Raw genomic sequence first — 25,228 nt, 5'->3', positions numbered from 1 at the left:
ACTCGCAATCGTTCCCGAACTTGCGCCCGTCGCGAGATGGAGTTGAACGTGACTGCACCTGCGAGCAAGGACAGCTTCGGCGCCCGCGGCACGCTGAACGTCGGTGACGCCTCTTACGAGGTGTTCCGGCTCAGCGCGGTCGACGGCGCGCAGCGGCTGCCCTACAGCCTCAAGATCCTCCTGGAAAACCTGCTTCGCACCGAGGACGGCGCGAACATCACCGCCGACCACGTGCGGGCCCTCGCCAACTGGGACGCCAAGGCCGAGCCGGCCACCGAGATCCAGTTCACGCCGGCCCGCGTGATCATGCAGGACTTCACCGGCGTGCCCTGCGTGGTCGACCTGGCCACCATGCGCGAGGCGGTGGCCGACCTCGGCGGCGACACCGCCAAGGTCAACCCGCTGGCCCCGGCCGAGCTGGTGATCGACCACTCCGTGATCATCGACGTGTTCGGCAAGCCGGACGCCTTCGAGCGCAACGTCGAGTTCGAGTACGGCCGCAACAAGGAGCGCTACCAGTTCCTGCGCTGGGGCCAGGGCGCCTTCGACGAGTTCAAGGTCGTCCCGCCGGGCACCGGCATCGTGCACCAGGTCAACATCGAGCACCTGGCCCGCACCGTGATGTCCCGCAACGGCCAGGCCTACCCGGACAGCTGCGTCGGCACCGACTCGCACACCACCATGGTCAACGGCCTGGGCGTGCTGGGCTGGGGCGTCGGCGGCATCGAGGCCGAGGCCGCGATGCTCGGCCAGCCGGTGTCGATGCTCATCCCGCGCGTGGTCGGCTTCAAGCTCACCGGCGAGATCCCGGCCGGCGCCACCGCCACCGACGTGGTGCTGACGATCACCGAGATGCTGCGCAAGCACGGCGTCGTCGGCAAGTTCGTCGAGTTCTACGGCTCCGGCGTGGCCTCGGTGCCGCTGGCCAACCGCGCCACCATCGGCAACATGAGCCCGGAGTTCGGCTCCACCGCGGCGATCTTCCCGATCGACGAGGAGACCGTCCGCTACCTCAAGCTCACCGGCCGCTCCGCCGAGCAGGTCGCCCTGGTCGAGGCCTACGCCAAGGAGCAGGGCCTCTGGCACGACCCGAGCCACGAGCCGGAGTTCTCCGAGTACCTGGAACTCGACCTGTCCACTGTGGTCCCGTCCATCGCCGGCCCGAAGCGCCCGCAGGACCGGATCGTGGTGTCCGAGGCCAAGCAGTCGTTCCGCACCGCGCTGACCGACTACGCCAAGGTCGAGACCGCCGACGACCGGGCCGTGGACGAGGCCGGCGAGGAGTCCTTCCCCGCCAGCGACGCCCCGGCGGTCACCCACCACGAGTCCGCGCCGGCCGCCGTCTCGGCCGCCAACGGCTCCCACGGCCGGATCTCCAAGCCGGTCACGGTGTCCTCCGACGAGCTCGGCGAGTTCGAGCTGGACCACGGCGCCGTGGTGATCGCCTCGATCACCTCGTGCACCAACACTTCCAACCCGTCGGTGATGCTGGGCGCGGCGCTGCTGGCCCGCAACGCCGTGGACAAGGGCCTGACCCGCAAGCCGTGGGTGAAGACCTCGATGGCCCCGGGTTCGCAGGTCGTCACCGACTACTACGAGAAGGCCGGGCTCTGGCCGTACCTGGAGAAGCTCGGCTTCCACCTGGTCGGCTACGGCTGCACCACCTGCATCGGCAACTCCGGCCCGCTGCCGGAGGAGATCTCCGCCGCCGTGCAGGACAACGACCTGTCGGTCGTCTCGGTCCTGTCGGGCAACCGGAACTTCGAGGGCCGGATCAACCCCGACGTCAAGATGAACTACCTGGCCTCGCCGCCGCTGGTCATCGCCTACGCGCTCGCGGGCTCGATGGACTTCGACTTCGAGAACGACCCGCTGGGCAACGACACCGAGGGCAAGCCGGTCTTCCTGCGCGACCTCTGGCCGTCGCCGCAGGAGGTCCAGGACACCATCGACTCGGCGATCACCAACGAGATGTTCACCAAGTCCTACGAGGACGTCTTCAAGGGTGACGAGCGCTGGCGGTCGCTGCCCACCCCGGAGGGTCAGACCTTCGAGTGGGCCGCGGACTCCACCTACGTGCGCAAGCCCCCGTACTTCGAGGGCATGGCGATGGAGCCGGCGCCGGTCACCGACGTCTCCGGTGCCCGCGTGCTCGCGCTGCTCGGCGACTCGGTCACCACCGACCACATCTCGCCGGCCGGTGCGATCAAGCCGGACTCGCCCGCGGGCAAGTACCTCACCGACCACGGCATCGACCGCAAGGACTTCAACTCCTACGGTTCCCGCCGCGGCAACCACGAGGTGATGATCCGGGGCACCTTCGCCAACATCCGGCTGCGCAACCTGCTCCTGGACGACGTGCAGGGCGGCTACACCCGGGACTTCACCCAGGACGGCGCCCCGCAGGCGTTCATCTACGACGCCGCGCAGAACTACGCCGCCCAGGACATCCCGCTGGTGGTGCTCGGCGGCAAGGAGTACGGCTCCGGTTCGTCGCGCGACTGGGCGGCCAAGGGCACCCGGCTGCTGGGCGTCCGCGCCGTCATCGCCGAGTCCTTCGAGCGCATCCACCGCTCGAACCTGATCGGCATGGGCGTCATCCCGCTGCAGTTCCCGGAGGGCCAGTCGGCCAAGTCGCTGGGCCTGGACGGCACGGAGACCTTCGACTTCGCGGGCATCACCAAGCTCAACGAGGGCGAGACGCCGCAGACGGTGAAGGTGACAGCGACCAAGACGGACGGCTCCACCGTGGAGTTCGACGCCAAGGTCCGCATCGACACCCCCGGTGAGGCGGACTACTACCGCAACGGCGGCATCCTGCAGTACGTGCTGCGCAAGATGATCCGCTCCTGATCCCCTGCCGATCCGGCGGGCACTACCGAACGGGCCCGGTGCGCCACAAGCGCACCGGGCCCGTTCCCGTTGGGGCGCCCCGTAAACTGGCGGGCGACCTGACAGACGACGGCTGGCGAGGTGGCAGTGCAGCGCAACCGGCGGGCCGAGCGGATGGCGTCGGATCCCGATCTGGCGGCCCTGAGCGCGAGGCTGCTGCTCGCCCTGCAACGGGAACTGTTCGACGCGCTGGCCGAGCGGGGATTCGCCGATCTCACCCCGCGCCACGGCGCCGTGCTGGCCTACCTCGACGCGGCCGGCGTTCGCGCGAGCGAGCTGGCGCAGCTCTCGGGGCAGCACAAGCAGGTGATCGGCACCATCGTCGACGAACTGGAAGCGCTCGGCTACGTCGAACGCAAGCCGGACCCCGACGACCGGCGGGCGAAGCTGGTGGTGCCGACCGAACGCGGGCTGGCCGAGCAGAGCGCCGCGGACCGGATCATCGCCGCGATCGAGCGGCGCCACGCCGAAGCGATCACCGAGCCCCGCTACCGCGAGTTCAAGGAGTCCCTGCGGGCCATCACGGAACGGGCGTGAGGGCGGCGAGCAAGGACTTCGAGTCCGACACCCAGCCCAGGTTGTGCTCGATGACCGCCAGCGACGCCTCGTGGTTGGCCCGGCCCAGCGGCTCGCTGGTGCAGTCCGCGAGCAGCACCGGCAGGTAGTCCCGGAAGAACGCGTCCCGGATCGTCGACTCCACGCAGACGCTGGTCGTGCAGCCGGTGACGATCAGCGACGTGGTTCCGAGCCGCCGCAGGGTCGCGTCCAGATCGGTGTCGTAGAAGCCGCTGTAGCGGTTCTTCGGCAGCACCAGGTCGTCCGGCCCGGGCGCGAGTTCCGGCAGGATCTCGGTGTTCCAGGTGCCCAGCACCAGCGCCCGCCCTTCCCCACCGGTCGGCGTCGCGATCCGATCGCCCACGCCGACCGCCTCGTGGATGAGCCGGTTCTTCGACCCCGGTGCCCCGAGGTCCGACAGGTCGGGCCGGTAGCCGTGCTGCAGGTAGACGACCGGCATCGAGGCGGCCTGCGCGGCGGCGGTGACCCGGGCAATCGGCTCGATGGTGTCCCGGACCGGACCGATGTCCAGCCCCGCCCGGTCGACCATGCCGCCGGGTGCCGCGAAGTCGTTCTGCATGTCGATCACCAGGACCGCACAACTACCGGTCTCCAGCTCAACCGACGCCGGACCGGCGCCCAGGGAAAACCACATCAAAACTCCGTCACCGAAATTGATAGTCAAGATCAGTGACTAAATATAGCCCAGCGATCGGCCCCGCGCCATCAGTCCGGCAGGCGATCACAGCGGGCACGAAGCGAACGGACCGTTCACCGCGCTACCCGCAGCACGGATCTCGGCGCCTCCAGCAGCCGGCGCGGGCTGGGTCGCCGAGTTCACCTCGCGCACGAGGATTCCGTTGCCATCATTAAGAATTCCGTCGCCAGACGGCCGCGACTCCACAGCAGGCCGGCGGGCAAGCGCAATCGAATCGCCGGTACCCGCCGCCGACGCGGCCAGCCTTCCGGTGCCACGTCGGCCGCGCCGTGCCGGACCACGCCCCTATCGGCGGCCGTCCGGCACGGCCTTGGTGCTCAGAGTTGGCGGGGGCGGCGGCAGACGTAGATGCGGGCCGGCGGGACGTTGCGCCACACCGTGCGCGAGGTCAGCACCTCGTCGAAGCTCAGGTCCAGGCGGCGGCGGAACTGCTGCGCACCGGCCATGCCCAGGGCGTGCACGTAGGCGAAAGTCGTGAAGGCGCCGCCGGGCGCGAGAACCGCGCCGACCTGGCCCAGGATTTCGTGCTGCAGCTTCGCCGGGAAGATCGACCACGGCAGGCCACTGACCACCGCGTCCACCTTGTCGATGCCCGCGTCGGCGAGCAGCTCGCCCAGCCGCGCCGCGTCGCCCTGGATGACCTCCAGCCACGGCAGTTCGGTGCCCAGGTACTCGACCATCCCGGCGTCCAGCTCGATCGCCACCTGCCGGCCGCCCGCGGGCAACCGCTCGGCGATCGCGCCGCTGAGCGCCCCGGTGCCGGGCCCGAGCTCCACGACCACCGGGCTGCCAGAAGTCGGCACCACGGCCGCCATCTCGCGGGCCAGGTTCGGCGAGCTGGGCGCGACCGCGCCGACCAGGTTCGGCTTGCGGACCGCGCGTTCGATGAACGTCCGGTAGTTGGCCAGCACCGATCCGGAGCCCGAACGGGGCAGCACCGGACCACCCGGCTGTGGACCGCTGGACTGTTCGACTGGACTCACGGATGCCCTTCCCGATCGGCGTGCTGACCTCGTTCGGCTCACCCTATCGGTCGCCGCACCCGCCGCGCCCCGCATGTGCGGCATCACATGCCGATCATCGCGCGCCGGTGCACCCGCGACGCTAGTTACCTTTGCAAACAACCGGTGCCGATTAAACGCGGAATGAACGTGATGCGGTCAATCCGAAAATGCACCCGGAATTGGGTAACGAAAACCGGCCGGGCGACGATTGGATTCGCCGCCGTGGCCGGTCCGAGGTATGCGGGCCCGTTCCCACCGAGGGGAGCGAACCCGCTGCGCGCTTGCTCAGGCGATGCGCTCGGCCACGGGGCCGACGGGCTCGATCGCCTGGTCCGGGGTGCCCGGCTGAAGCCGCCACGCCCACTTGGTCATCGCTCCCGCCACCGCCAGCAGCACAACCGACTCGGCCGCCAGGGCCACCCACACCGTTGTCACTTCTTGCCTCCCTTCTGCAAACCTCCCCGTCTTCCGCACGCGCGCGAGGCACCGCCCGGCAAAGGGCAGGACGAACGGAAGAAGGTTTGGGGAACCACCGCTTACGGAATCAATCGTAGGGCGTTGATTCGGTGGAATTAAAGCCACCCCACGGGTGTCTTGCGTCGCACTCTCTTGGCCTATCGGAACAACTCCGCAGGCAGTGGCACAGACCACCTCACGCACGGGAAGATTCCGCCGCGGCGGCTGTTCTGGTGGGTGTGGAGGACATCGACGTCGTGGTGATCGGGGCCGGCCAGGCGGGCCTGACCGGCTCGTACCACCTGCAGCGAGCCGGCATCGACCACGTGGTGCTCGACCACGGCGACGGACCCGGCGGCGCGTGGCGGCACCGCTGGCCGTCGCTGCGCCTAGGCGGCGTGCACGGCATCCACGACCTGCCGGGCAGCCCGCTGCGCGAAACCGATGGTGCCCGCCCCGCCGCCGAAGTCGTCCCGGAGTACTTCGGGACGTACGAGTACGAGCAGGAACTCCCGGTGCTGCGGCCGGTGAAGGTCGACGCGGTGCGCGACGGCGGCGAGCGGCTGCTGGTGGACAGCTCGGCGGGGACCTGGGCCGCCCGAGCGGTCCTCAACGCCACCGGAACCTGGGAGAACCCGTTCTGGCCGCACTACCCCGGGCAGAGCTCGTTCGGCGGCCGCCAGCTGCACACCGCCGACTACCGCGGCCCCGAGGAGTTCCGCGGCCGGCGCGTGATCGTGGTCGGCGGCGGGATCTCCGCGGTGGAACACCTGCTGGAGATCGCCGACGTCGCCGAGACGACCTGGGTGACCCGGCGGCCGCCGGAGTTCACCGACGCCGAGTTCACGCCGGTCGACGGGCGGGCCGCGGTCGCCGAGGTCGAGCGCCGCGTCCGGCTCGGCCTGCCGCCGGGCAGCGTCGTCAGCGCGACCGGGCTCCCGAACACCCCGGCCGTGCAGGCCGCGCGCGAGCGGGGCGTGCTGAACCCGCTGCCGATGTTCGAGCGGATCACCGCCGACGGTGTCGAATGGGCCGACGGGCGCTCACGGCGCGCGGACGTGATCCTCTGGGCCACCGGCTTCCGGCCGGTCATCGCCCACCTCGCGCCGCTGCACCTGCGCGAACCGGGCGGCGGCATCCGGATCGCCGGGACCCGCGCGGTCGCCGAGCCCCGGCTGCACCTCGTCGGTTACGGGCCGTCGGCCAGCACCATCGGGGCCAACCGCGCCGGCCGCGCGGCCGCCCGGGAAATCACCGAGTTCGTGCGGGAAAGATCAAGAAAACCTTAATCGGTCCTGTCCAGGGACCTAATGCCCTGTAACCGGAGCGCCACAGCCAGCAAGCTGCGCTGTGGCGGCTCAACCACGCCGGCGGCGCCATCTCCAGGAGAGGGGGAGGTGGCGCCGCTTCACGTCGCGACTACCGGTCGCCGGTCAGCGACAGCGCGCCCGACGGGCAGACGTGCACCGCCTCCCGGGCCGCCGCGACCAGGCCTGCGTCACCGTCGTCCACCTCGGCCGCCAGCAGCACCACCCGGCCGTCCTCGTCGTTCTGGTCGAACAGCGCCGGTTCGGTCAGCACGCACTGGCCCGCCCCGACGCAGCGGTCCAGGTCCGCCTCGATCCGCATGATCACTCCTCTCACCAGGTCACGGGCATCTCGTAGATCCCGTAGATGTTCGCGTCGGACTTGAACGGGAGGTCGTCCACGGCGACGGCCAGCCGCAGCCCGGGCAGCCGCCGGAACAGCGTGTCGAAGACGATCTGCAGCTCCAGCCGCGCCAGGTTCTGCCCCAGGCACTGGTGCGGGCCGAAGCCGAACGCGACGTGCCCGCGGGCGTTGCGGGCGAGGTCCAGCTCGTCGGGCCGGTCGAAGGCCTCGGGGTCGCGGTTGGCCGAGCTGCCCAGCGCGACGACGCCCTCCCCCTCCGGGATCAGCACGCCGCCGATCTCGACGTCCTCCATCACGGTGCGCGAGGTCGCCGCCTCGACGATGGTGAAGTAGCGCAGCAGCTCCTCGACGGCGGCCGGGGTCTTGGCCGGGTCGGCGACGATCTCCGCCAGCTGGTCGGGGTTCTCCAGCAGCGCCAGGGTGCCCAGCGAGATCATGTTCGCGGTCGTCTCGTGCCCGGCGATCAGGAGCAGGAGCGCCATCCGCACGAGCGCCTCGTGGTCGGCCTCGCCGGCTTCGCGCTGCTTGCGGATCTGCCTGCCGAGCAGGTCGTCGGTGACCTCCTGCTCCTTGGCCGTCACCAGCTCGTCCAGGTACGCCTGGATCTCCTCGACCGCGGCGATGCGCTGCTCGACGGGGGTGGTCTTGCGCAGGATCTTGCTGGTGCGCTCCTGGAAGAAGTCGTGGTCGGTGTAGGGCACGCCCAGCAGCTCGCAGATGACCAGCGACGGCACCGGCAGCGACAGCGCCCGCACCAGGTCGACCGGGCGGGGCGCGGCGAGCATCTCGTCGATGCAGTCGTCGACGATCTGCTGGATGCGCGGTCGCAGCGCCTCGATCCGCCGCACGGTGAACTCACCGAGCACCGAGCGGCGGGTGGCGGCGTGCTCTTCCCCGTCCATCCCGATCATCGACGGGGCCACCGTGCCGACGGTGGCCCGCTGGCCGACCGAGAGCTGCGGGAATCCGGGGCGGCGCCGGTCGGAGCTCATCCGCGGATCGCCGAGCACCTGGCGGACGTGTTCGTGCCGGGTCACCAGCCAGGCGGTGCCGCCGCCCGCCATCGGGACCTTGGCGATCGGTGCTTCGGCGCGCAGTTCGGCGTACTCGGGTGCGGACGCGAACGGGCAGGTGCGGGCTTTCGGGTAGGCCGCCGGGTCAACGGCATGTTCGGACATCGTGACTCCCTGATCACCGAGCGAACAAATGGATGACGCTCTTCCGGTTATAGCGAAACGGAAGAATTTCGTCCACCTACTTTCGGCCCGGAACATGCGACAATCCGCCCACCCGACGCACAGCACGTGAGTGAGGACCATGACGACCGACGCCACGCCACGGCTGCGGGCCGACGCCCGCCGCAACCGGGACCGGATCATCACTGCTGCGCGGGCCGTCTTCACCGAGCAGGGCACCGAGGTCCCGATGGAGGAGATCGCCCGCGCCGCCGGTGTCGGGATCGGCACCCTGTACCGCCGCTTCCCGGACCGCGAATCGCTGCTCGGCGCCATCGGCCGGGACGCGTTCCAGCAGGTCCTGGACGAGGCCCGGGCGATCGGCGACCACGAATCCGACCCGTGGCGCGCGCTCTGCTACTTCCTGCTGCGCGCCGCCAACCTGCGCACGGTCGTCCGGTTCTCGATGCTGTCCCAGCGGGCCAGGGCGATCCTGGCCGCCGATCCGGAGGTCGAGCAGGCGCGCGAAGAACTGCTGGAGATCCTCGACGGGATGGTGCGCGCCGCGCAGGCGAACGGTTCGATGCGGCGGGACGTCAGCGGCGGCGACCTCGGCATGATCCTTTCGATCGTGCTCCAGGGCGTGCACATCGCCCCGGACGACATCCGCCAGGACGCATCGGCCCGCTACCTGACGCTGATGCTCGACGGCTTGCAGGCCCGCCCCGGCACGCCGCTGCCCGGCAGGCCGGTGACCATCGCCGACATCGCCCTGGTTCGGCACAACGCGGCAGCAGCGGCCGACGAGCAGACCGTCTGACCGGCGCGGCTCGCCGCCCCGTCAGCTCGCCAGGTCGTCGGCCTGGAACATGCCGAAGATGTTGCCCTCGGTGTCCCGGCAGTACGCCACCCAGCCCATGCCGGTCAGCGCGGTCCGCGGCATCGCCACCCGGCCGCCCGCGGACTCCACGATCGACAGCATGGCGTCGACGTCCGCCACCTCCATGGTCGTCGCGAACGCCGCGATCGGCGTCTCGTCGGAGGGCTCGGAGCCCTTGCGGGGCAGCAGACCGCCGTCGATGCCCGGCCCCTCGCCCGTGAAGATCAGCCAGTACTGCTCGTCGCCCCACTGCTGGAACCGCCAGCCGAACACGGTCGAGTAGAACTCGCGGGCGCGATCCACGTCTCCCACGTGGATCTCGAAGTGCACGGGACGCAGCATGGCGGCCTCCTCGACGCCGGTCGTCGTCTGCGAACCTACGACCTGCCGGCTGCGGGCGCACTGACGATCAGACCGGTCATCCCCGGGCGGGCACCAGCCAGCGCAGCACGTGGTAGCCCAGCAGGGTCACGATGGTGCCCAGCGCGATGCCGCTGAGGCTGAACTGCGGCGTGATCTGCAGCGACACGCCGCCGATGCCGGCCACCAGCCCGGCTGCCAGCGGCATCAGGTTGACCGGGTCGCCGAAGTCGACGCGGTTCTCCGTCCAGATCTTCGCGCCCAGCAGGCCGATCATGCCGTAGAGCACGACGGTGATGCCGCCGAGCACGCCGCCGGGAGTCGCAGCGATCACCTCGCCGAACTTGGGGCACAACCCGAACAGGATCGCCACGATCGCGGCCACCCAGTAGGCCGCCGTGGAGTACACCCGGGTGGCGGCCATGACTCCGATGTTCTCGGCGTAGGTGGTCGTGGGCGGGCCGCCGACCGCACTGGAGAGGGTGCTGGCGAAGCCGTCGGCGAAGATGGCCCGCCCGAGGCTGCCGTCCAGCTTGGTGCCGGTCATCTCCTCGACGGCCTTGACGTGGCCGGTGTTCTCCGCGATCAGCGCGATCACCACGGGCAGCACCACGAGGATCGCCGCCGCGTCGAACGACGGCGCGTGCAGCGCCGGCAGGCCGAACCAGCTGGCGTCGGCGACGCCGCTGAGGTCGAGCCGGAGGTGCGTGCTGACCTCGCCGCTGGCGTTAGGCGCGGTGATCGGGCCGAAGCCCAGGTCGAACAGCCACGACAGGACGTAGCCGGCGACCAGCCCGATCAGCACCGCGATGCGGGACCAGAATCCGCGCAGCAGCACGCTGCAGCCGAGCACCACCATCATGGTGATCAGCGCGATCCACTGGTCCTGCGGCCAGTACGACTCGGCGACCACCGGGGCGAGATTGAAGCCGATCAGCATCACCACCGCGCCGGAGACCGCGGGCGGCAGCACCTTGTGCACCACCTGCGGGCCGACGAAGTGGATGACCACCCCGACCGCGGACAGCACCAGGCCGAGCACCAGGATCGCGCCGGTGACCGTCGAGCTGTCCCCGCCGCCGGCCCGGATCACCGTCACGACGCCCACGAAGGACGCGCTGCTGCCCAGGTAGCTGGGGATCTTGCCCTGCACGATGAGCAGGAACAGGATGGTCGCCACGCCCGAGACCATGATCGCCAGGTTCGGGTCCAGGCCCATCAGCACCGGGAAGACGAAGGTGGCGCCGAACATGGCCACCACGTGCTGGGCGCCGAGCCCGATGGTTCGTCCCCAGGAAAGCCGTTCGTCCGGGGCCACCGCCTCGCCGGGGCGCGGCGTGCTGCCGTCCCCGTGCAGCTTCCAGCCGACGCCCAGCTTCGCGCCGAGTCCCTGCCGCATGGCGCCCCTCCTCGTTCCACCCCGCCGATCGGGGCTGCCACTTTCCGGCGGAACTCTACAAACCCGCGGCCGTGTGATCACCGCCGCAGGTCCGCAAGGCGTCAGGACATGGCCGGGATGACGGCATCACCATAGGCGTCCACAGTGGAGTCGAGCGCGTCGTGCATGGCGTAGATCGCGAACTGGTCGACCCCGGCATCGCGCAGTTCCCGCAGCTTGGCCAGGTGCGCCTCGACGGGCCCGAGCAGGCAGAACCGGTCCACGATCTCGTCCGGCACGAACTCGGTGCTCGGGTTGTCGGCGCGGCCGTGGTGCGAGTAGTCGTACCCCTTCCTGCCCCTGATGTAGTCGGTGAGCGCGGTGGGCACTCCCTCCGCGGCGTCGCCGTAGCGGGCGACGAGGTCGGCGACGTGGTTGCCGACCATGCCGCCGAACCAGCGGCACTGCTCGCGGGCGTGGTCGAGGTCGTCGCCGACGTAGGCCGGGGCGGCCACGCACACGGTGATCGACGCCGGGTCGCGGCCGGCATCGCGGGCGGCTTCCCGGACGTGGTCGACCATCCACCGCGTCAGGTACGGGTCGGCGAGCTGCAGGATGAAGCCGTCCGCCTGCCGGCCGGCGAGCTCCAGGGCTTTGGGCCCGTAAGCGCCCATCCAGATCGGCAGCCGGCCGTCTCGCACCCACGGCAGCCGGACCGGGGTTCCGTGCAGCTGCACCTCGCGGCCCTCGGCCAGTTCCTTGATCACGCGCATGGCCTGTTCGAGCGTCGCCAGCGTGGTCGGCCGCCCACCGGTGACCCGCACCGCCGAGTCGCCGCGGCCGATGCCGCACACCGTGCGCGGCCCGAACATGTCGTTGAGCGTGGCGAAGGTCGATGCGGTGACCGTCCAGTCGCGGGTGGCCGGGTTGGTCACCATCGGGCCGACCACGAGCCGTTCGGTGGCGGCCAGGATCTGGCTGTGGATGACGAACGGCTCCTGCCACAGAACGCACGAGTCGAAGGTCCAGCCGTGGCTGAAGCCGAGCCGCTCGGCCCGGCGCATCCGGTCCACCACGGACCACGCGGGCGGGTCGGTCTGCAGAACCAGTCCGAATTCCATCTCTCCCCCAAAAACTGTTCTTGAATCTAATTTGCTTTGCGGTCCGGTAGTGGAACCTCAGACGCCGCCTGGACGGTGGGAGCCCCGACTTACGACCAGTACGCGGCATCGGGGCTGTCCTCGCCCAGTAGCCCAGAAGGGCGGGCACAGCCTGAGAACCCGCGGTGGTGCGACTTGCGTAGGTGGGCTAAGCGGCTGCGCCGCTTCAAAACGAAGGGATTCAGATCAGGTACTGGCAGGTGTCGCGGGCCAGGAACCGGCCGTGCCCGGCCCGGCCCGTGTAGGTGCCGTCGTCGACGACGACCTCGCCGCGGGACAGCACCGTGCGGACCCGGCCGGTGATCCGCTTGCCCTCGTAGGCGTTGTAGTCGACGTTCATGTGGTGCGTCTCGGCCGAGAGCACGTGCTCGGCGTGCGGGTCGTAGATCACGATGTCGGCGTCTCCGCCGGGCGCGATCGTGCCCTTGCGCGGGTGCAGGCCGAACATCCTGGCCGGGGTGGTGCAGGCCAGTTCGACCCACCGGCGGCGGTCGATGCGCCCCTCCACGACGGCCTGGTGCAGCAGGTCGATGCGGTTCTCCACGCCCGGGATGCCGTTGGGGATCTTGGAGAAGTCGCCGCGGCCGAGCTCCTTCTGGTCCTTGAAGCAGAACGGGCAATGATCAGTCGACACCACCGAGAGGTCGTTGGTGCGCAACGCCCGCCACAGGTCCGCCTGGTGCTCGGCAGGCCGCAGCGGGGTCGAGCAGACGTACTTCGCGCCCTCGAACTCCGGCCGGGCCAGGTCGTCGACTGTGAGGAACAGGTACTGCGGGCAGGTCTCGCCGAAGACGTTCAGCCCGTTGTCGCGGGCTCGGGTGATCTCGGCGACGGCCTCGGCCGCCGAGACGTGCACGACGTAGAGCGGGGCACCGGCCACTCTGGACAGCTGGATCGCCCGGTGCGTCGCCTCGGCCTCCAGCAGCGGGTGCCGGACCTGCCCGTGGAACCTCGGGTCGGTGCGCCCGGCGGCCAGCGCCTGCTGCACGAGGACGTCGATGGCGATGCCGTTCTCGGCGTGCATCATCGCGAGCGCGCCGTTGCCGGCGGCCTGCTGCATCGCGCGCAGGATCCGCCCGTCATCGCTGTAGAACACGCCGGGATAGGCCATGAACATCTTGAAGCTGGTGATCCCCTCGGCGACCAGCGCGTCCATCTCCTTCAGCGCCTCGTCGCCGATGTCGGAGAGGATCATGTGGAAGCCGTAGTCGATCGCGCACTGCCCGTCGGCCTTGGCGTGCCAGGTGTCCAGGCCCTCGCGCGGCGAGCCGCCGACCGGCTGGATCGCGAAGTCGACGATCGTGGTGGTGCCGCCCCACGCGGCGGCCCTGGTGCCGGTCTCGAACGTGTCCGACGCGAACGTCCCGCCGAAGGGCATCTGCATGTGCGTGTGCCCGTCGACGCCGCCCGGGATGACGTAGTGCCCGGACGCGTCGATCACGGTGTCCGCATTGGACACCCACTGCTCGGCGACGGCGGGCGCGGCGATCGCGGCGACCTGCTCGCCGTCGACGAGCACGTCCGCGCGGGTCTCCTCGGTCGCGGTGACCACCAGGCCACCGCGGATGATCGTCCTGCTCATGATCGCCCCGCCTTCTCCATTGCCGCCAGCAGGATCCGGCCGCCCTCGCGCGCCTCGGCCTCGGTGAGGGTCAGCGGCGGCGCGATGCGCAGGACGTTGCCCGCCAAGCCGCCCTTGCCGATGAGCACGCCGCCCCGGCGGGCCTCTTCCAGCACCTCGGTGGCGATTTCCGGCGCGGGCGTTCCGTCGGCGTGCGCCAGCTCCACGCCGATCATCAGGCCCTTGCCGCGCACGTCGACGACGGCCGGGATCCGGCCGAGCGCTCCGTTGAGCTGTTCGCGCAGCACGCCGCCGACGCGCGCGGCGTTGCCCTGAAGGTCGTGGGCGAGGAGGTAGTCGAGGTTGGCCAGCGCACCGGCCGCGGTGACGGGGCTGCCGCCGAAGGTGGAGATCGAGTTCGCCCGGACGCTGTTCATGATCTCGGCGCGGGCGATGACACCGCCGACCGACAGGCCGTTGCCGATGCCCTTGGCGAAGGTGACGATGTCCGGCGCGCCGTTGGCGTCGTGCGCCTGCCAGCCCCAGAAGTGCTCGCCGGTCCTCCCCCACCCGGTCTGCACCTCGTCGCTGATCCACAGGATGCCGTGCCGGTCGAGGACCTCCTTGAAGCGGGCGAACATGCCGTCCGGCGGGGTGGCGAAACCGCCGACGCCCTGGATCGGCTCGGCGATCAGGCAGGCGACGTTGCCGTGCAACTGCCCGAGCACATCCTCCAGATCGGACACGCACGCGGCGGTGAACTCCGCGTCAGGCAGGCCGGCGAACGGGGTACCGCGCCGGCGGCTGCCGTGCACGTACGCCGTCTGCACCGGCGACAGGCTGGTCGGCGACCAGCCGCGGTTTCCGGTCACCGCCAGGGCCGAGAACGACCGGCCGTGGTAGCTGTTGCGCAGTGCCAGCACCTGGTTGGAGGTGCGGTAGCCGGTGGCCAGCAGCAGCGCGGTGTCGTTGGCCTCGGTGCCGCTGGTCGTGAAGAACACCCGCGGGTCATCGATGCCCGAGAGCTCCGCGACCCGCTCGGCGAGCTCGATCATCGGCCGGTTCAGGTACAGCGTGGAGGTGTGCAGGATCCGGCCCGCCTGCTCGCCGACCGCCGCGGTCACCTCGGGCAGCGCGTGGGCGGTCATCGTGGTGAGGATGCCGCCGAAGAAGTCCAGGTACCGGTTCCCCTCGGCATCCCAGACGTGCCGCCCCTCGCCGCGCTCGACGTCGATCGGCTCGTCGTAGTACAGCGCGAGCCAGTCCGGCAGCACCGCGCGGTGCCGCTTGGTCAGCTCTGCGTGCGTGCTCGTCATCGTCGCTCCTCTCACGGCTCGGTCAGCAGCCGGTAGGCGTCCGGGCGGCGGTCGCGGTAGAACGCCCACTTCTGCCGGACCTCGTCGATCAGGTCGAAGTCCAGGTCGCGCACCACGAGTTCCTCGTCGGTGCCGCTGGCCGGCTCGCCGACGAACTGCCCGTACGGGTCGACGAAGTAGCTGGTGCCGTAGAAGTCGTTGTCGCCGTACTCCTCGATGCCGACCCGGTTGATCGCCGCGATGAAGTACTCGTTGGCCACCGCCGCGGCGGGTTGTTCGAGCTTCCAGAGGTAGGAGGAGAGCCCGCGGCTCGTCGCCGACGGGTTGTAGACCAGCTGCGCGCCGGCCAGCCCGAGCGCCCGCCAGCCCTCCGGGAAGTGCCGGTCGTAGCAGATGTAGACGCCGATCCGGCCGACGGCGGTGTCGAAGATGGGCCAGCCGAGGTTGCCGGGGCGGAAGTAGTACTTCTCCCAGAACCCGGGCAGGTGCGGCAGGTGGTGCTTGCGGTACTTGCCGAGGTAGCTGCCGTCGGCGTCGATCACGGCGGCGGTGTTGTAGTAGAAGCCGGGTCCGTCGACCTCGTAGACCGGCACGACGATGACCATGCGGAGTTCTCGCGCCAGCGCGCACATCCGCTGCGTGGTCGGCCCGTCGGGCACCGCCTCGGCCCAGCGGTAGTGCTCCGCCTCCTGCACCTGGCAGAAGTAGGGGGCGTTGAAGACCTCCTGGAAACCGATGATCCCGGCGCCCTGCCCGGCCGCGGCGCGGGCGTGCTTCTCGTGCTGGTCGACCATCGAGGCGGTGTCGCCGGTCCACTTCGCCTGGACCAGCGCCGCACGAACGGTGTTGGGCATGGTTGCGCTGCACCCCTTCGGTCGGTGATGCCCTCTAGGACGACGTTCGGAGGGCGACCATGACGAGCCGGTCGGCCCGTCCATCGAAGGTATGACCAGTAGCCATGACGCGCAATGATCAAGCGATTGCGCAGTGTTCCCATTTTGGCGCGGCGGAACCGGGACACGTGCCGCTGCTAGGAGGAACACCCGCGGAGCGGGCCCGGACCGCGTCCCCGAATTCCCCCGAGAAGGCGAAGCGCCGGTGTGTCGTGCACCGGCCTGTCAGCTGCCGAGGCCGATGCCGCGGTTGTCGAGGAAGCGCAGCCAGCGGCCGCGCCGCCCGCCGTTCTCGTCGGCCCGGGCGAGGGCGCGGCGGGTGTACTGGACCAGCGGCCAGCGCAGGGGCTCCGGCGGGAACGGGATGGGACGGTCGCGCACCATGCGCAGCCGGGTGCGTTCGGTGTCCTCTCCCCACAGCAGGTCCAGCGCGGTCTGCGCGCCGAAGCGGGACGCCGCCACGCCCAGGCCCGTGTAGCCGACCGCGTGGGCGACCCCGCGTTCGCAGCCGATGACCGGCGTGAACCGGACCGTGGAGTCGATCGGCCCGCCCCAGCGGTGGGTGAAGCGCAGCCCCTCCAGCTGCGGGAAGGTCCGGAAGAAGTTCCGCGCCAGCGCGCGGTGCGCGGCGTCGTGCCGGGCCAGGGCCGGATCGGTGCGGCCGCCGTAGTAGTACACCGCGTCGTAGCCGCCCCACAGGATCCGGCCGTCCGGTGTCGGGCGGTAGTAGTGGAAGCGGTTGGCGCCGTCGGTGACGCCCTGCCGCTCCCGCCATCCCAGCGAGTCCCACCGCGGTGCCGACAGCGGCTCGGTGACCAGGACGTAGTCCCAGATCGGGAGCACGTACCGGCGGATCGAGCGCAGCGGCGCGGGAAACGCGTTGGTCGCGAGCACGACGCCCCCGGCCCGCACCGTCCCTTGTGGAGTCTTCAGCCGGACCCCGGCGTCGCGGCGCAGCGCGCGCACGGGGCTGCCTTCGTGGATGCGCACCTCGAGCCGCTGCGCCGCCGCGGCGAGTCCCCAGGTCAGCCTCGCCGGGTCGACGAGCCCGCCCGCGTCCGGCAGGCGCACGCCCGCCCGGTAGGTCGGCGAGTTCACGTCCGCGCGAATGCCGCCGGCGCCCAGGAACCGCGCCGCCATCCCGTGCTCCCGGTACAGCTCGGCCTCGTCGCTGAGCTCCTCGACCTCGTGGGGCTCGGTCGCGACGCCCGTCTTGCCGCACAGCCGGAAATCCGCGTCGATCGCCTCGTCCCGCACGAACTCGCCGATCGCTTGGAGGTTCTCCCGCCCCAGGCGCACCAACCGGTCGTTCTCCGCCGGCCAGCAGAAGCGGCCGTGGGCGAGGCCGTGCGTCAGCGACTCCGACACGAAGCCGCCGTTGCGGCCGCTGCCGCCGTGCCCGAGCCGGTGCGCTTCCAGCAGCAGCACGTCGAGGTCCGGGCGCCGCCGCTTGGCCAGGATCGCCGCCCACAGCCCGGTGAATCCGCCGCCGACCACGACGAGATCCGCGCGGTCGTCGCCGGGCAGCGGCTCGCGCGGGGCGGGCGCGTCCGCGCGATCCGTCCAGTACACGGCGATTTCAGCGTCGCGCAACGCCGGGTCGAGCTCGTCCATCCGGCGCTAGTCCCACCACGGGCGGTAGCCGACGCCGTGCTTCGCCGCGCGGCTGACGTCTCGGCGCAGTTCCCGGGTTTCGCGAGCGACGCCGGGCGGGAAACCGTGCTTGATCGCCCGGTGCTCGGCGGTCTCACCCATGTAGCAGACCGAGTAGAACAGCCCGACCAGCAGGCCCAGCAGGATCGAGGTGAGCCGGATCCACAGCGGACCGGGCATCAGCACGAGGAGGCAGAAGGGCGCCAGCTGGGTCAGGGCGCGGGCGAAGTGCCGCAGCACCCAGGTCGAGCAGGTGACGTCGTGCAGCACCCACTCCGCGCACCGGTCCGGCAGCCTGCCGCCGAAGGCGTACCAGACCCACTGCGCCGGATTGGGTCGATTGGTCGCCATGTTCTCCAGGCTAGTCTTCGCGATTCCGGTCACCAGCCGTCCATTCGGCCGGATCCGAGGACGCGGCAATCCTAGGCCCGGCCGGGCGCGGCTCCCTCATCCGGCCCGAAATGCGTCCCGCGACACACCTGGGGGATACCGGTAACGAAGGCCGCCCCTGATCGATGTTATGGGCAGAAGGGGTGAGTGATCGTGTTCGTCGTCGTTGTCGCCTTGTTGCTCGTGCTTGTCCTGGGTGCCGTCATGTTCACCGACGTGCTGGACCGCAAGGGTTCGCCGAGCCGTGGCCTGAAGAACGCGGTGGCCCAGTTGCGGCGGGACATCCGCCTGCTCGGCCACCGCTGATCGTCCAGAGTGGACTCCGGCCTCGCCTCGCGGCGAGGCCGTTCCCGTTCCCGACCCCACCACCTGCAGCCCTCCCACCAGCGATGATCTTGCGAATCGCCGACCAGGGGGGCTGGCCACGCCCGCCGGCGGTGACGTAGGGTGCGACCGGCCGCCACCACTCGTTTGGGTGAAGGCGACGCCGCGAACAGACCAATCGGCCGGACAGGTGGGGTGGCAGAAGTGGGTAATTCGTCGTTGCCGCGAGCCCGCACTCGGGGCCGCCACCGGCGGGTGGAGCCCAAGACGTGGCAGCACGCCACTCCCCCGCGGGTGATCGGCTACGCGGTCGCGGTGTTCCTCACCGTGATCGCGGTCAGCAGCGCCTATCACCGCACCGACGCGCCGCAGGCAGCCCCGGCTCCGGCCCCGCAGCCGGCCGCCGCCCAGCCCGCCGCGCAGTTCCTCGCTCCGCAGGTCACGGCCACGGCGCCGGACCTGGCTCCCGCGACGCCGGAACCGCGGCTGCTCGCCAGCGAAACCCTGGCCCCGGCTCCCGCCAGGACGCCGGTCGCCGAGCGGCAGACCGAGGAAGCTCCGGAGACGACGAAGGCGCCGAAGGCGACCACCCGGACCTCGGCGCCCGCGGCGACCTCGCAGCCCGAGGAGCCGACCCGGACCACGCAGCCGTCCGACGAACCGGCGCCGACCACGCAGCCGTCCGAGCCGCCGAGCGAGACCGCCCCGCCGTCGCAGTCCGAGCCGCCGGGCAACTCCGGGCCCGAACGCCCGGGCCTGCTGCCCGCGATCGGCGGGATCGTCGACGGGCTCACCGGTCCGCTGCTGAAGCCGTAGCCGTCGCGACCTCGGCACCCCGGTGGGACAGTTGATCCGGAGGTGCCGAGATGGACACAGTCGCGATCACCGGCGGGACCGGACACCTCGGGCGCGAACTGGTGCGCCTGCTCAAGCCCGCGCACCGGGTGCGGGTCCTGACGCGCCGGCCCGGCACCGATCCCGAGCTGGAGTGGGTGCAGGGCGACCTCGCCACCGGTGAAGGGGTCGCCGAAGCGGTGGCCGGCGCGCACACCGTGGTGCACGCGGCGACGTGTTCCCCCGCCGCCCAGCGCGGCTTCATGCACCCGGTCGACTTCTGGCGCAGCCCGCCCGACGTCGACGTCGACGGCACCAGCCGGTTGCTCGAAGCCGCCGCGGCGGCCCAGGTCCGGCACTTCCTCTACGTCTCCATCGTCGGCGTGGATCGGCCGGCCATGCCCTACCTGCGGTTGAAGCACACCGCCGAGGAGCTCGTCAGCGTCGCCGACGTGCCGTGGTCGATCGTGCGGGCGACCCAGTTCCACTGGCTGCTGGACCGGATGCTCAACCGCGCCGCCCGGCTCCCGGTGCTGCCGCTGCCGGGCGCGCTGCCCACGCAGCCGGTCGACACCCGCGATTTCGCCGAGTACCTGGTCGAATGCATCCGCGATGGCGCCGGGCAGCGGCGCGAGGACTTCGGCGGCCCGCAGGTGCTCACGCTCCGCGACGCGCTGCGCACCTGGCAGCGCGTCCGCGGCACCGACCGCCGGGTGATCAACGTGCCCGCGCCGCGGCGGCTGCGCCGGATCGCCACCGACATGACCTGCCCCGGCGGTCGCCGCGGCAAGATCAGCTGGGCGGACTGGCTGCAGTCGCACCCCGCTGAGTGACCGCCGCGCGGCGGGCTCCGGCCGCTCTCCTACGATCTGAGGCGTACGGAGTACGGAGAGGGTGCGATGGCGACGGAGTACAGCGGCGGCGGAGATCCGGCACGCAGCCTGGCGCTGCTGTGGCGGACGCAGGACGGGCCGACCAGCGGGCGCAAGGGGCGGTCCGATCTGGGCGTGGGCCGGATCGTGCGGGCGGCGATCGAGATCGCCGACACCGACGGGCTCGCCGCGCTGTCCATGCGCCGGGTCGCCGACCACCTCGGCGTCGGCACCATGTCGCTGTACACCTACGTGCCGGGCAAGGCCGAACTGATCGACGTCATGCTCGACACCGCCTACGGCGAGACCGCCCGCCCCGAGCCCGGCCCCGCATGGCGAGACCGGTTGGCGCAGGTGGCGCGGGAGAACTGGGCGATGTACCACCGGCATCCGTGGATGCTGCAGGTCGCGGCCGGGCGCGCCGTGCTGGGGCCGAACGCGATCGCCAAGTACGACTACGAGCTGGGCGCGGTCGCGGAGCTCGGGCTCACCGACGTCGAGATGGACTCCCTGCTGAGCCTGGTGCTGGGGCACGCCGAGGCCGCCGCCCGGCGGTCGGTGGAGATGGCGCAGGCCGAGCAGCGCAGCGGGATGAGCGACGAGCAGTGGTGGCAGGCGCACGCCCCGCTGCTCGGGCAGCTGGTCGACCCGCAGCGCTACCCGACGGCCACCCGGGTCGGCGCCGCCGCGGGCGAGGCCCACGGCTCGGCACACAACCCGGAGCACGCCTTCGAATTCGGCCTGCAGCGGATCCTCGACGGCATCGAGGCGTTCGTCGCGGGCCGCGGCTAGCGGTCAGGCGATCTCGACCAGCCTGGACCCGCAAACCTGGCCGGCACGGGTGGATAGGCTCGAACAATGGTCCAGCCAAAGGCAGAACGGTCGATCATGGCGCTGGCCGACCTGGCCACCCCCATGGCGATCCGGGTGGGGGCGACGCTGAGCCTGGTCGAACACGCAGGGGGCGAGGGCGCAACGGCGGAGCAACTCGCCGCCAGAACCGGAACCGCGACGCAGGCGATGCGATGCCTCCTCGATCACCTGGTCACGATCGGCGCATTCGATCTCGATGCGGACTCCGCCCGTTATCGGCCCACGAGTCTCGGCGCCCAGATGGGCGAGGACGCCCCGGAAGGGGTCAAACCCCTGCTCGACATCACTTGCGCGGGTGGTCGCGGCGAACTCGCCTTCGTCGATCTCCTCGAGACGGTCACCACCGGCGCGCCCGCCTATCCGCACCGGTACGGGCGCGATTTCTGGGCGGACCTCGACGCCGAGCCGAAGCTGCGGCGCACGTTCGACGCCCAGATGAACTGGCGGTTCCGCGAGCAGGCGCCGCAGATCGCCACGAGCTTCGACTGGAGCCGCTTTCCCGACATCGTCGACGTGGGCGGCGGCGACGGGCCGTTGCTCATCGAGATCCTGCACGCCCATCCCGGCGTCAGGGGCCAGATCCTGGACCTGGCACCCACGGCGACCGCTGCCGCCGGGAGGTTCGCGGCCCTCGGACTCGGAGACCGGGCCAGCGCTGTCGCCGGCAGCTTCTTCGACCCACTGCCCGCAGGAGCCGACGCCTACCTGCTCTCCGACATCCTGCACGACTGGGGCGACGAGCACGCCCGAAGGATCCTGGCCGAGTGCCGACGGGCGGCCACCCCGAACGGCACCGTGGTGGTGATCGAGCCGGTACGGGGCCACGGGGTCGGCACGGCCATGGACCTACTCATGCTGATGTGCTTCGGCGGCAGGGAAAGGACGGTCGACGAGCTGGCGGAGCTCGCCGCCGGCTGCGGGCTCAGGCTCCACAGCTCGGTTCCGGTGACGGAAGGGCGGATGGCACTGGAGTTCAGAGTCGCACCCGATCTGGCGGATGAACCGCCGCAGGCCCGGTAGCGCTCTGACGTTGCCCCGCATCATCACCTGCACGCCCCCGGCTTCGGTCGAGCCGGGTTCACCCCGCACAGTCTCATCCTCGGATGGCATGCGCGGAGCGCCGCCATATTCAGCGCGTTGCGTGCCGATGGCCGGCTCAGCGTGATCGTGGCGCTCCGCTCACTCACTTCCGGCAGCACGACGTCGCCATGCGACGGACCCCCTTCCCCGGTCGGGCAGCCAGTTCATCGCGCGGTTCGGATACCGACCAGCACATCCGCCGCCAGCTCGTCGTCCGCGTCGTAGGGCATGGACAGCGAAACGCGGTCCAGCAGACCGTCGAAACGACGTCGCACCAGCGCACCAACCTGCTCCGGTTCAGCAACGATCGCGAACGCGTGGAGGACGTCGTCGGTGATGCGGCGGCCCATCTCGTCCCACTCCCCCTGCTTGGACAACGCGTTCAGCTCCTGCTGGAGTTCACCCCAGCCGTGTTGCTCCAGCACCGGCCGGTAGGCAGGCGTGGACGCGTAGAAGGCGACCTGCCTGCGCGTTCCAGCCACGGCTGCCTGCAGGTCCGCTTCGTTCCGGCCGGTCGCGACCATGACCATGCCGGCGACCTCGAAGTCCGCCGCGCCTCTTCCGGCGCGATCAACTGGCTTCGTCGAAGCGATTCTTGAGCTGGTACAACACCCTCGGCGAAGCCGCGCCGGCCGGGCACCGGGGAACTACCGGTCGCACTACCCGATTCGCGGAAGCGAGATCAGCCCTGGCCTGTTCGCGTTGTCAGCTCTTCGAGCACCACGACGCAGCCGGATACGCATCGCTCATGGGAGCGGCGCAGTCCACCCACATCCTCGCCCCCGAGCACCAGCAGACGCTCAAGTCCGTGCAGCGCCAGATCTATGAACGCTTCCTGAGCACGCTGCGGGACGGTGACCGCGCAGGAGACTTCCACCTCGCCACCACCTTCGCGATCATCGCGATGTGCGAGCACGTCAACAACTGGGTCCGCCCCGGCGGCCGACTCGACCCCGAGACCATCGCCGACGAGTACGTGGCGCTGGCACACCGCATAGTCGGCACACGAACCGGCTGACGCTCACATCAAGAGGAGCGGTTCAGCGCGGCTTTCAGGGCCTCGCGGGTGTCTTCCGGAGTGAGCGCGTCGGAGGTGAGGCGGTGCAGAGCGGCGCTGTGGACCTCGACGTCCTCGGGTTTGTCGAGGTAGAGGGCACCGCAGAGATGTTCCAGGTAGACGATGTCGGGGATTTCCGGCTGGGCGAAGCGCAATAGCGTGAAGGGGCCCTCCGCGCCGGAGCGGCCGACGTCAAATGGCAGTATCTGCAGCGAGACCGCGGACATCGTGGTCGCCTCGAGCAGATGCTCGATCTGCTCCCGGAGCACTTCCGGGCCGCCGATCGGCCGGTACAGCACCGATTCGTCGATCACCGCCCACAGCCGCGGCGGCTTCGGCCGCGTGAACAGCTTCTGGCGCTGCATACGCAGCCGTACTCGCCGGGCCACCTCGTCGTCCGGGAACTCCGGGCGGCCCTGGGTGGCGACCGCGCGGGCGTACTTCTCGGTCTGCAGCAGGCCGGGCACGAACTGGATCTCGTAGGTCTGGATGCGGGAGGCCGATTCCTCCAGGCCGACGTAGTCCTGGAACCACAACGGCATCAGATCGTTGAAGCGGTGCCACCAGCCAGGTTCGTTGGACCGCCGCACCAGGTTCAAAAAGGACTCGTGCTCCGCCTCGTCGGTCACCCCGTAGAGGTCGAGCAGGTCAGCGACGTCGCGCTCCTTGAAACCGACCCGGCCCAGTTCGAGGCGGCTGATCTTCGATCCGGAACCGCGGATGGCGAAACCAGCGTCCTCCCGGGAAATCCCTCTCGCCTCGCGCAACCTGCGCAGCTGGCTACCCAGTACAAGACGTCGAGCAGTGGGTCCGCCTTCCGTGGCACTGTCCTCGGCCACGTGAGACCTCCTCCACAGGGGGGCTACTACGCCAGCATGGTAGCCGACCCGCGCAGCCGGCATCCCTCAAGCTGACGACCTCTCTCTCGCAACGTGCGGCGCCGCCCTTGATCCACTGTGGAGCACTGCTCGGGTCGCTGCTGGCGTCGAAGTGGCTCTGCCCGCCCGGGTCGGCTGAGGAAGTCGAGCTCGGCGAAGTCGTTCGACGTGGCGGACGAGCCGGCGGACACGCTGGGTGCGGGGTCTCCCCGCACCCAGCGCCCTGGCCGTTGCGGGGCGTTGGCGTTGTCATACGAGGGGCGGCCGGTGGCGCGGCTAGGCCGTCGGTGAGGCGATCAGCTCAGCTTCCGCAGTGCTGCACGCACTGCGGCGAGGCTGGCGTCGGGTTCGTCCCAGAAGACCATGTGCCCGGCTCCGGGGACTTCGACGAGTTCGGCGGAGGGATTGGCCTTGGCGGCTTCCTGCGCGCCAGCGGCGGTGACGACCGGGCTGTCGGCTCCGTGGACGAGAACCGCGGGGGCGGGCACGTTGGGCCAATGGGCGAAGAAATCCTCGGATTCGAACCCGGCGTGAGTTGCCGCGATCGCGGTCCGCGAGCAGGAGGACAGCCAGCGGGCGCGCAGCTCCTGTTCCCTGCGAGGCCAGCGGGGCCAGGACTGCGCGACCTCGTCGGCGTTGGTGCCCTCACGGGCTTGGTCGAGTTGGCGGAGGAAGGCTTCGAGGGTCGTGGGGTAAGGATCCCTGCCCGGGCCGCTCATCGGGGGGTCGACCAGAACGGTCCCTCGCAGTTCGTGATGGGCGGTGGTCGCGGCCAGCGCCGCGATCCGCGCACCCATGGAGTGTCCGAGCAGGATGGGGCTTTCCAGCTGCAGCCCGGACACGACCGCATCAACGTCCGCGGCGTAGCTGGCGAGGTCGTAGCCGTGCAGTGCAACCGCACCGTTCGCCGCAATGGGTTCGGGCGGGTTGTCGGAGAGTCCGCGGCCTCGGATGTCGAGCACGAGTGGGCGCACGAGGTCGGTCAGTTCTCGCGCCACGAAGTCCATCGTGATGGCGGGGCTGGTGATGCCGGGAAGGATCAGCACCGGCACGCCGTCGGCCGGGCCGTAGTCGAGCAGGTGCAGCCGGAGCGGTCCCGAACGCACCCAACGGCTCACCGCGGGGACGGCGCCGAGATCGGCCAACGCCGGTTGGCTCATGGTGCGGGCAGTCGGTGGCTCCGTCGGGATCGACGGGAGGGACGTGGTCACGAGTGGCCTTTCTGTGTCGGCGAGTCGGCTCAGCGGT

At 70.6% G+C, this 25,228-nt stretch carries 26 protein-coding genes; 10 read left to right on the top strand and 16 right to left on the bottom strand.

Features of this window, described 5'->3' with window-relative positions:
- The first annotated feature begins 48 nt into the window (after positions 1 to 48).
- Together acnA and AC07FN_RS16930 are read left to right on the top strand one after the other, a co-directional pair.
- The gene (gene acnA / locus AC07FN_RS16935) at positions 49 to 2,853 is read left to right on the top strand and encodes an aconitate hydratase AcnA (protein WP_478396447.1); all 2,805 of its coding nucleotides are present in this window, start codon (positions 49 to 51) and stop codon (positions 2,851 to 2,853) included.
- Between the two features lie 120 nt (positions 2,854 to 2,973).
- Positions 2,974 to 3,429 carry a MarR family winged helix-turn-helix transcriptional regulator gene (locus AC07FN_RS16930; RefSeq protein ID WP_478396446.1) on the top strand — a complete coding sequence of 152 codons (456 nt, stop codon included), beginning with the start codon at positions 2,974 to 2,976 and terminating at the stop codon, positions 3,427 to 3,429.
- On the opposite strand, the gene AC07FN_RS16925 is transcribed toward AC07FN_RS16930, so the two are convergent.
- The 3 genes from AC07FN_RS16925 to AC07FN_RS16915 form a co-directional block, all read right to left on the bottom strand.
- On the bottom strand, positions 3,413 to 4,102 hold the full coding sequence (locus tag AC07FN_RS16925) for a cysteine hydrolase family protein (protein WP_478396445.1): 690 nt from the start codon (positions 4,100 to 4,102) through the stop codon (positions 3,413 to 3,415). The two genes, AC07FN_RS16930 and AC07FN_RS16925, sit on opposite strands and share 17 nt — an antisense overlap.
- 380 nt (positions 4,103 to 4,482) lie before the next feature.
- Positions 4,483 to 5,148: a class I SAM-dependent methyltransferase gene (locus AC07FN_RS16920; RefSeq protein ID WP_478396444.1), complete on the bottom strand. Its 666-nt coding sequence runs from the start codon at positions 5,146 to 5,148 to the stop codon at positions 4,483 to 4,485.
- Between the two features lie 306 nt (positions 5,149 to 5,454).
- Positions 5,455 to 5,604: a hypothetical protein gene (locus AC07FN_RS16915; RefSeq protein ID WP_478396443.1), complete on the bottom strand. Its 150-nt coding sequence runs from the start codon at positions 5,602 to 5,604 to the stop codon at positions 5,455 to 5,457.
- Between the two features lie 260 nt (positions 5,605 to 5,864).
- Between AC07FN_RS16915 and AC07FN_RS16910 the strand changes: the two genes are divergently transcribed.
- Complete coding sequence (locus AC07FN_RS16910) at positions 5,865 to 6,914, top strand: NAD(P)-binding domain-containing protein (protein ID WP_478396510.1); 1,050 nt, start codon at positions 5,865 to 5,867, stop codon at positions 6,912 to 6,914.
- A gap of 130 nt (positions 6,915 to 7,044) precedes the next feature.
- Here the strand turns inward: AC07FN_RS16910 and AC07FN_RS16905 are convergent, their stop codons facing one another.
- Together AC07FN_RS16905 and AC07FN_RS16900 are read right to left on the bottom strand one after the other, a co-directional pair.
- The gene (locus AC07FN_RS16905) at positions 7,045 to 7,254 is read right to left on the bottom strand and encodes a ferredoxin (protein WP_358379066.1); all 210 of its coding nucleotides are present in this window, start codon (positions 7,252 to 7,254) and stop codon (positions 7,045 to 7,047) included.
- Between the two features lie 11 nt (positions 7,255 to 7,265).
- Positions 7,266 to 8,474 carry a cytochrome P450 gene (locus tag AC07FN_RS16900; protein WP_478396442.1) on the bottom strand — a complete coding sequence of 403 codons (1,209 nt, stop codon included), beginning with the start codon at positions 8,472 to 8,474 and terminating at the stop codon, positions 7,266 to 7,268.
- 139 nt (positions 8,475 to 8,613) lie between these two features.
- Between AC07FN_RS16900 and AC07FN_RS16895 the strand changes: the two genes are divergently transcribed.
- Positions 8,614 to 9,291: a TetR/AcrR family transcriptional regulator gene (locus AC07FN_RS16895; protein WP_478396441.1), complete on the top strand. Its 678-nt coding sequence runs from the start codon at positions 8,614 to 8,616 to the stop codon at positions 9,289 to 9,291.
- Positions 9,292 to 9,312: 21 nt separating this feature from the next.
- On the opposite strand, the gene AC07FN_RS16890 is transcribed toward AC07FN_RS16895, so the two are convergent.
- The 8 genes from AC07FN_RS16890 to AC07FN_RS16855 form a co-directional block, all read right to left on the bottom strand.
- Positions 9,313 to 9,693, bottom strand: coding sequence for a VOC family protein (locus AC07FN_RS16890; RefSeq protein ID WP_358575898.1), 381 nt, complete (start codon positions 9,691 to 9,693; stop codon positions 9,313 to 9,315).
- 76 nt (positions 9,694 to 9,769) lie between these two features.
- On the bottom strand, positions 9,770 to 11,110 hold the full coding sequence (locus AC07FN_RS16885; protein ID WP_478396440.1) for a uracil-xanthine permease family protein: 1,341 nt from the start codon (positions 11,108 to 11,110) through the stop codon (positions 9,770 to 9,772).
- Between the two features lie 101 nt (positions 11,111 to 11,211).
- Entirely contained in the window at positions 11,212 to 12,210 is a 999-nt protein-coding gene (locus AC07FN_RS16880) for a TIGR03842 family LLM class F420-dependent oxidoreductase (RefSeq protein WP_452612601.1), read from the bottom strand.
- Between the two features lie 220 nt (positions 12,211 to 12,430).
- Positions 12,431 to 13,831 carry a dihydropyrimidinase gene (hydA, locus tag AC07FN_RS16875; protein WP_478396439.1) on the bottom strand — a complete coding sequence of 467 codons (1,401 nt, stop codon included), beginning with the start codon at positions 13,829 to 13,831 and terminating at the stop codon, positions 12,431 to 12,433.
- Positions 13,828 to 15,126: an aspartate aminotransferase family protein gene (locus tag AC07FN_RS16870; RefSeq protein ID WP_478396438.1), complete on the bottom strand. Its 1,299-nt coding sequence runs from the start codon at positions 15,124 to 15,126 to the stop codon at positions 13,828 to 13,830. Before AC07FN_RS16870 ends, hydA begins: the two co-directional genes overlap by 4 nt.
- Positions 15,127 to 15,137: 11 nt before the next feature.
- Positions 15,138 to 15,980, bottom strand: a complete 843-nt coding sequence (locus AC07FN_RS16865; RefSeq protein WP_478396437.1) for a nitrilase-related carbon-nitrogen hydrolase — start codon at positions 15,978 to 15,980, stop codon at positions 15,138 to 15,140.
- 264 nt (positions 15,981 to 16,244) lie between these two features.
- Positions 16,245 to 17,633, bottom strand: coding sequence for an NAD(P)/FAD-dependent oxidoreductase (locus tag AC07FN_RS16860; RefSeq protein WP_478396436.1), 1,389 nt, complete (start codon positions 17,631 to 17,633; stop codon positions 16,245 to 16,247).
- 6 nt (positions 17,634 to 17,639) lie between these two features.
- A complete protein-coding gene (locus AC07FN_RS16855; RefSeq protein ID WP_358575907.1) occupies positions 17,640 to 18,023 on the bottom strand; it encodes a DUF5313 family protein in 384 nt (127 codons plus the stop codon).
- 186 nt (positions 18,024 to 18,209) lie between these two features.
- Here AC07FN_RS16855 and AC07FN_RS16850 point away from each other — a divergent pair, with 186 nt between their 5' ends.
- The 5 genes from AC07FN_RS16850 to AC07FN_RS16830 all read left to right on the top strand — a co-directional run bounded on the left by AC07FN_RS16850 (position 18,210) and on the right by AC07FN_RS16830 (position 21,985).
- Positions 18,210 to 18,368 carry a hypothetical protein gene (locus AC07FN_RS16850; RefSeq protein WP_358575908.1) on the top strand — a complete coding sequence of 53 codons (159 nt, stop codon included), beginning with the start codon at positions 18,210 to 18,212 and terminating at the stop codon, positions 18,366 to 18,368.
- A gap of 222 nt (positions 18,369 to 18,590) precedes the next feature.
- Positions 18,591 to 19,202 (top strand): hypothetical protein, encoded by a 612-nt coding sequence (locus AC07FN_RS16845; RefSeq protein WP_478396435.1) that lies wholly within the window; start codon positions 18,591 to 18,593, stop codon positions 19,200 to 19,202.
- A gap of 50 nt (positions 19,203 to 19,252) precedes the next feature.
- Positions 19,253 to 20,053 (top strand): SDR family oxidoreductase, encoded by an 801-nt coding sequence (locus AC07FN_RS16840; RefSeq protein WP_478396434.1) that lies wholly within the window; start codon positions 19,253 to 19,255, stop codon positions 20,051 to 20,053.
- A 66-nt stretch (positions 20,054 to 20,119) separates the two neighbouring features.
- Complete coding sequence (locus AC07FN_RS16835) at positions 20,120 to 20,884, top strand: TetR/AcrR family transcriptional regulator (protein WP_478386712.1); 765 nt, start codon at positions 20,120 to 20,122, stop codon at positions 20,882 to 20,884.
- A 66-nt stretch (positions 20,885 to 20,950) separates the two neighbouring features.
- A complete protein-coding gene (locus AC07FN_RS16830; RefSeq protein WP_478396433.1) occupies positions 20,951 to 21,985 on the top strand; it encodes a methyltransferase in 1,035 nt (344 codons plus the stop codon).
- 224 nt (positions 21,986 to 22,209) lie between these two features.
- On the opposite strand, the gene AC07FN_RS16825 is transcribed toward AC07FN_RS16830, so the two are convergent.
- The gene (locus AC07FN_RS16825; RefSeq protein WP_478396509.1) at positions 22,210 to 22,638 is read right to left on the bottom strand and encodes an LLM class flavin-dependent oxidoreductase; all 429 of its coding nucleotides are present in this window, start codon (positions 22,636 to 22,638) and stop codon (positions 22,210 to 22,212) included.
- Between the two features lie 155 nt (positions 22,639 to 22,793).
- Between AC07FN_RS16825 and AC07FN_RS16820 the strand changes: the two genes are divergently transcribed.
- A complete protein-coding gene (locus AC07FN_RS16820; protein ID WP_478396432.1) occupies positions 22,794 to 23,063 on the top strand; it encodes a TetR-type transcription factor C-terminal domain-containing protein in 270 nt (89 codons plus the stop codon).
- Positions 23,064 to 23,071: 8 nt separating this feature from the next.
- Here the strand turns inward: AC07FN_RS16820 and AC07FN_RS16815 are convergent, their stop codons facing one another.
- Positions 23,072 to 23,941, bottom strand: coding sequence for a helix-turn-helix domain-containing protein (locus AC07FN_RS16815; protein ID WP_478396431.1), 870 nt, complete (start codon positions 23,939 to 23,941; stop codon positions 23,072 to 23,074).
- Positions 23,942 to 24,276: 335 nt separating this feature from the next.
- Entirely contained in the window at positions 24,277 to 25,191 is a 915-nt protein-coding gene (locus tag AC07FN_RS16810) for an alpha/beta fold hydrolase (protein WP_478396430.1), read from the bottom strand.
- Positions 25,192 to 25,228: the final 37 nt, after the last annotated feature.

The organism is Saccharopolyspora sp. NPDC045941 (assembly GCF_056431445.1).
Note: the sequence above shows the minus strand (reverse complement) of the source record. Positions and strands in the feature narration are given on the sequence as shown.

Coding starts and splice junctions, on each gene's coding strand:
- AC07FN_RS16925 (WP_478396445.1), bottom strand. CDS start 4,102: ATGTGGTTTTCCCTGGGCGCCGGTCCGGCGTCGGTTGAGCTGGAGACC.
- AC07FN_RS16905 (WP_358379066.1), bottom strand. CDS start 7,254: ATGCGGATCGAGGCGGACCTGGACCGCTGCGTCGGGGCGGGCCAGTGC.
- AC07FN_RS16900 (WP_478396442.1), bottom strand. CDS start 8,474: ATGTCCGAACATGCCGTTGACCCGGCGGCCTACCCGAAAGCCCGCACC.
- AC07FN_RS16895 (WP_478396441.1), top strand. CDS start 8,614: ATGACGACCGACGCCACGCCACGGCTGCGGGCCGACGCCCGCCGCAAC.
- AC07FN_RS16890 (WP_358575898.1), bottom strand. CDS start 9,693: ATGCTGCGTCCCGTGCACTTCGAGATCCACGTGGGAGACGTGGATCGC.
- AC07FN_RS16885 (WP_478396440.1), bottom strand. CDS start 11,110: ATGCGGCAGGGACTCGGCGCGAAGCTGGGCGTCGGCTGGAAGCTGCAC.
- AC07FN_RS16880 (WP_452612601.1), bottom strand. CDS start 12,210: ATGGAATTCGGACTGGTTCTGCAGACCGACCCGCCCGCGTGGTCCGTG.
- hydA (WP_478396439.1), bottom strand. CDS start 13,831: ATGAGCAGGACGATCATCCGCGGTGGCCTGGTGGTCACCGCGACCGAG.
- AC07FN_RS16870 (WP_478396438.1), bottom strand. CDS start 15,126: ATGACGAGCACGCACGCAGAGCTGACCAAGCGGCACCGCGCGGTGCTG.
- AC07FN_RS16865 (WP_478396437.1), bottom strand. CDS start 15,980: ATGCCCAACACCGTTCGTGCGGCGCTGGTCCAGGCGAAGTGGACCGGC.
- AC07FN_RS16860 (WP_478396436.1), bottom strand. CDS start 17,633: ATGGACGAGCTCGACCCGGCGTTGCGCGACGCTGAAATCGCCGTGTAC.
- AC07FN_RS16855 (WP_358575907.1), bottom strand. CDS start 18,023: ATGGCGACCAATCGACCCAATCCGGCGCAGTGGGTCTGGTACGCCTTC.
- AC07FN_RS16840 (WP_478396434.1), top strand. CDS start 19,253: ATGGACACAGTCGCGATCACCGGCGGGACCGGACACCTCGGGCGCGAA.
- AC07FN_RS16835 (WP_478386712.1), top strand. CDS start 20,120: ATGGCGACGGAGTACAGCGGCGGCGGAGATCCGGCACGCAGCCTGGCG.
- AC07FN_RS16830 (WP_478396433.1), top strand. CDS start 20,951: ATGGTCCAGCCAAAGGCAGAACGGTCGATCATGGCGCTGGCCGACCTG.
- AC07FN_RS16820 (WP_478396432.1), top strand. CDS start 22,794: ATGGGAGCGGCGCAGTCCACCCACATCCTCGCCCCCGAGCACCAGCAG.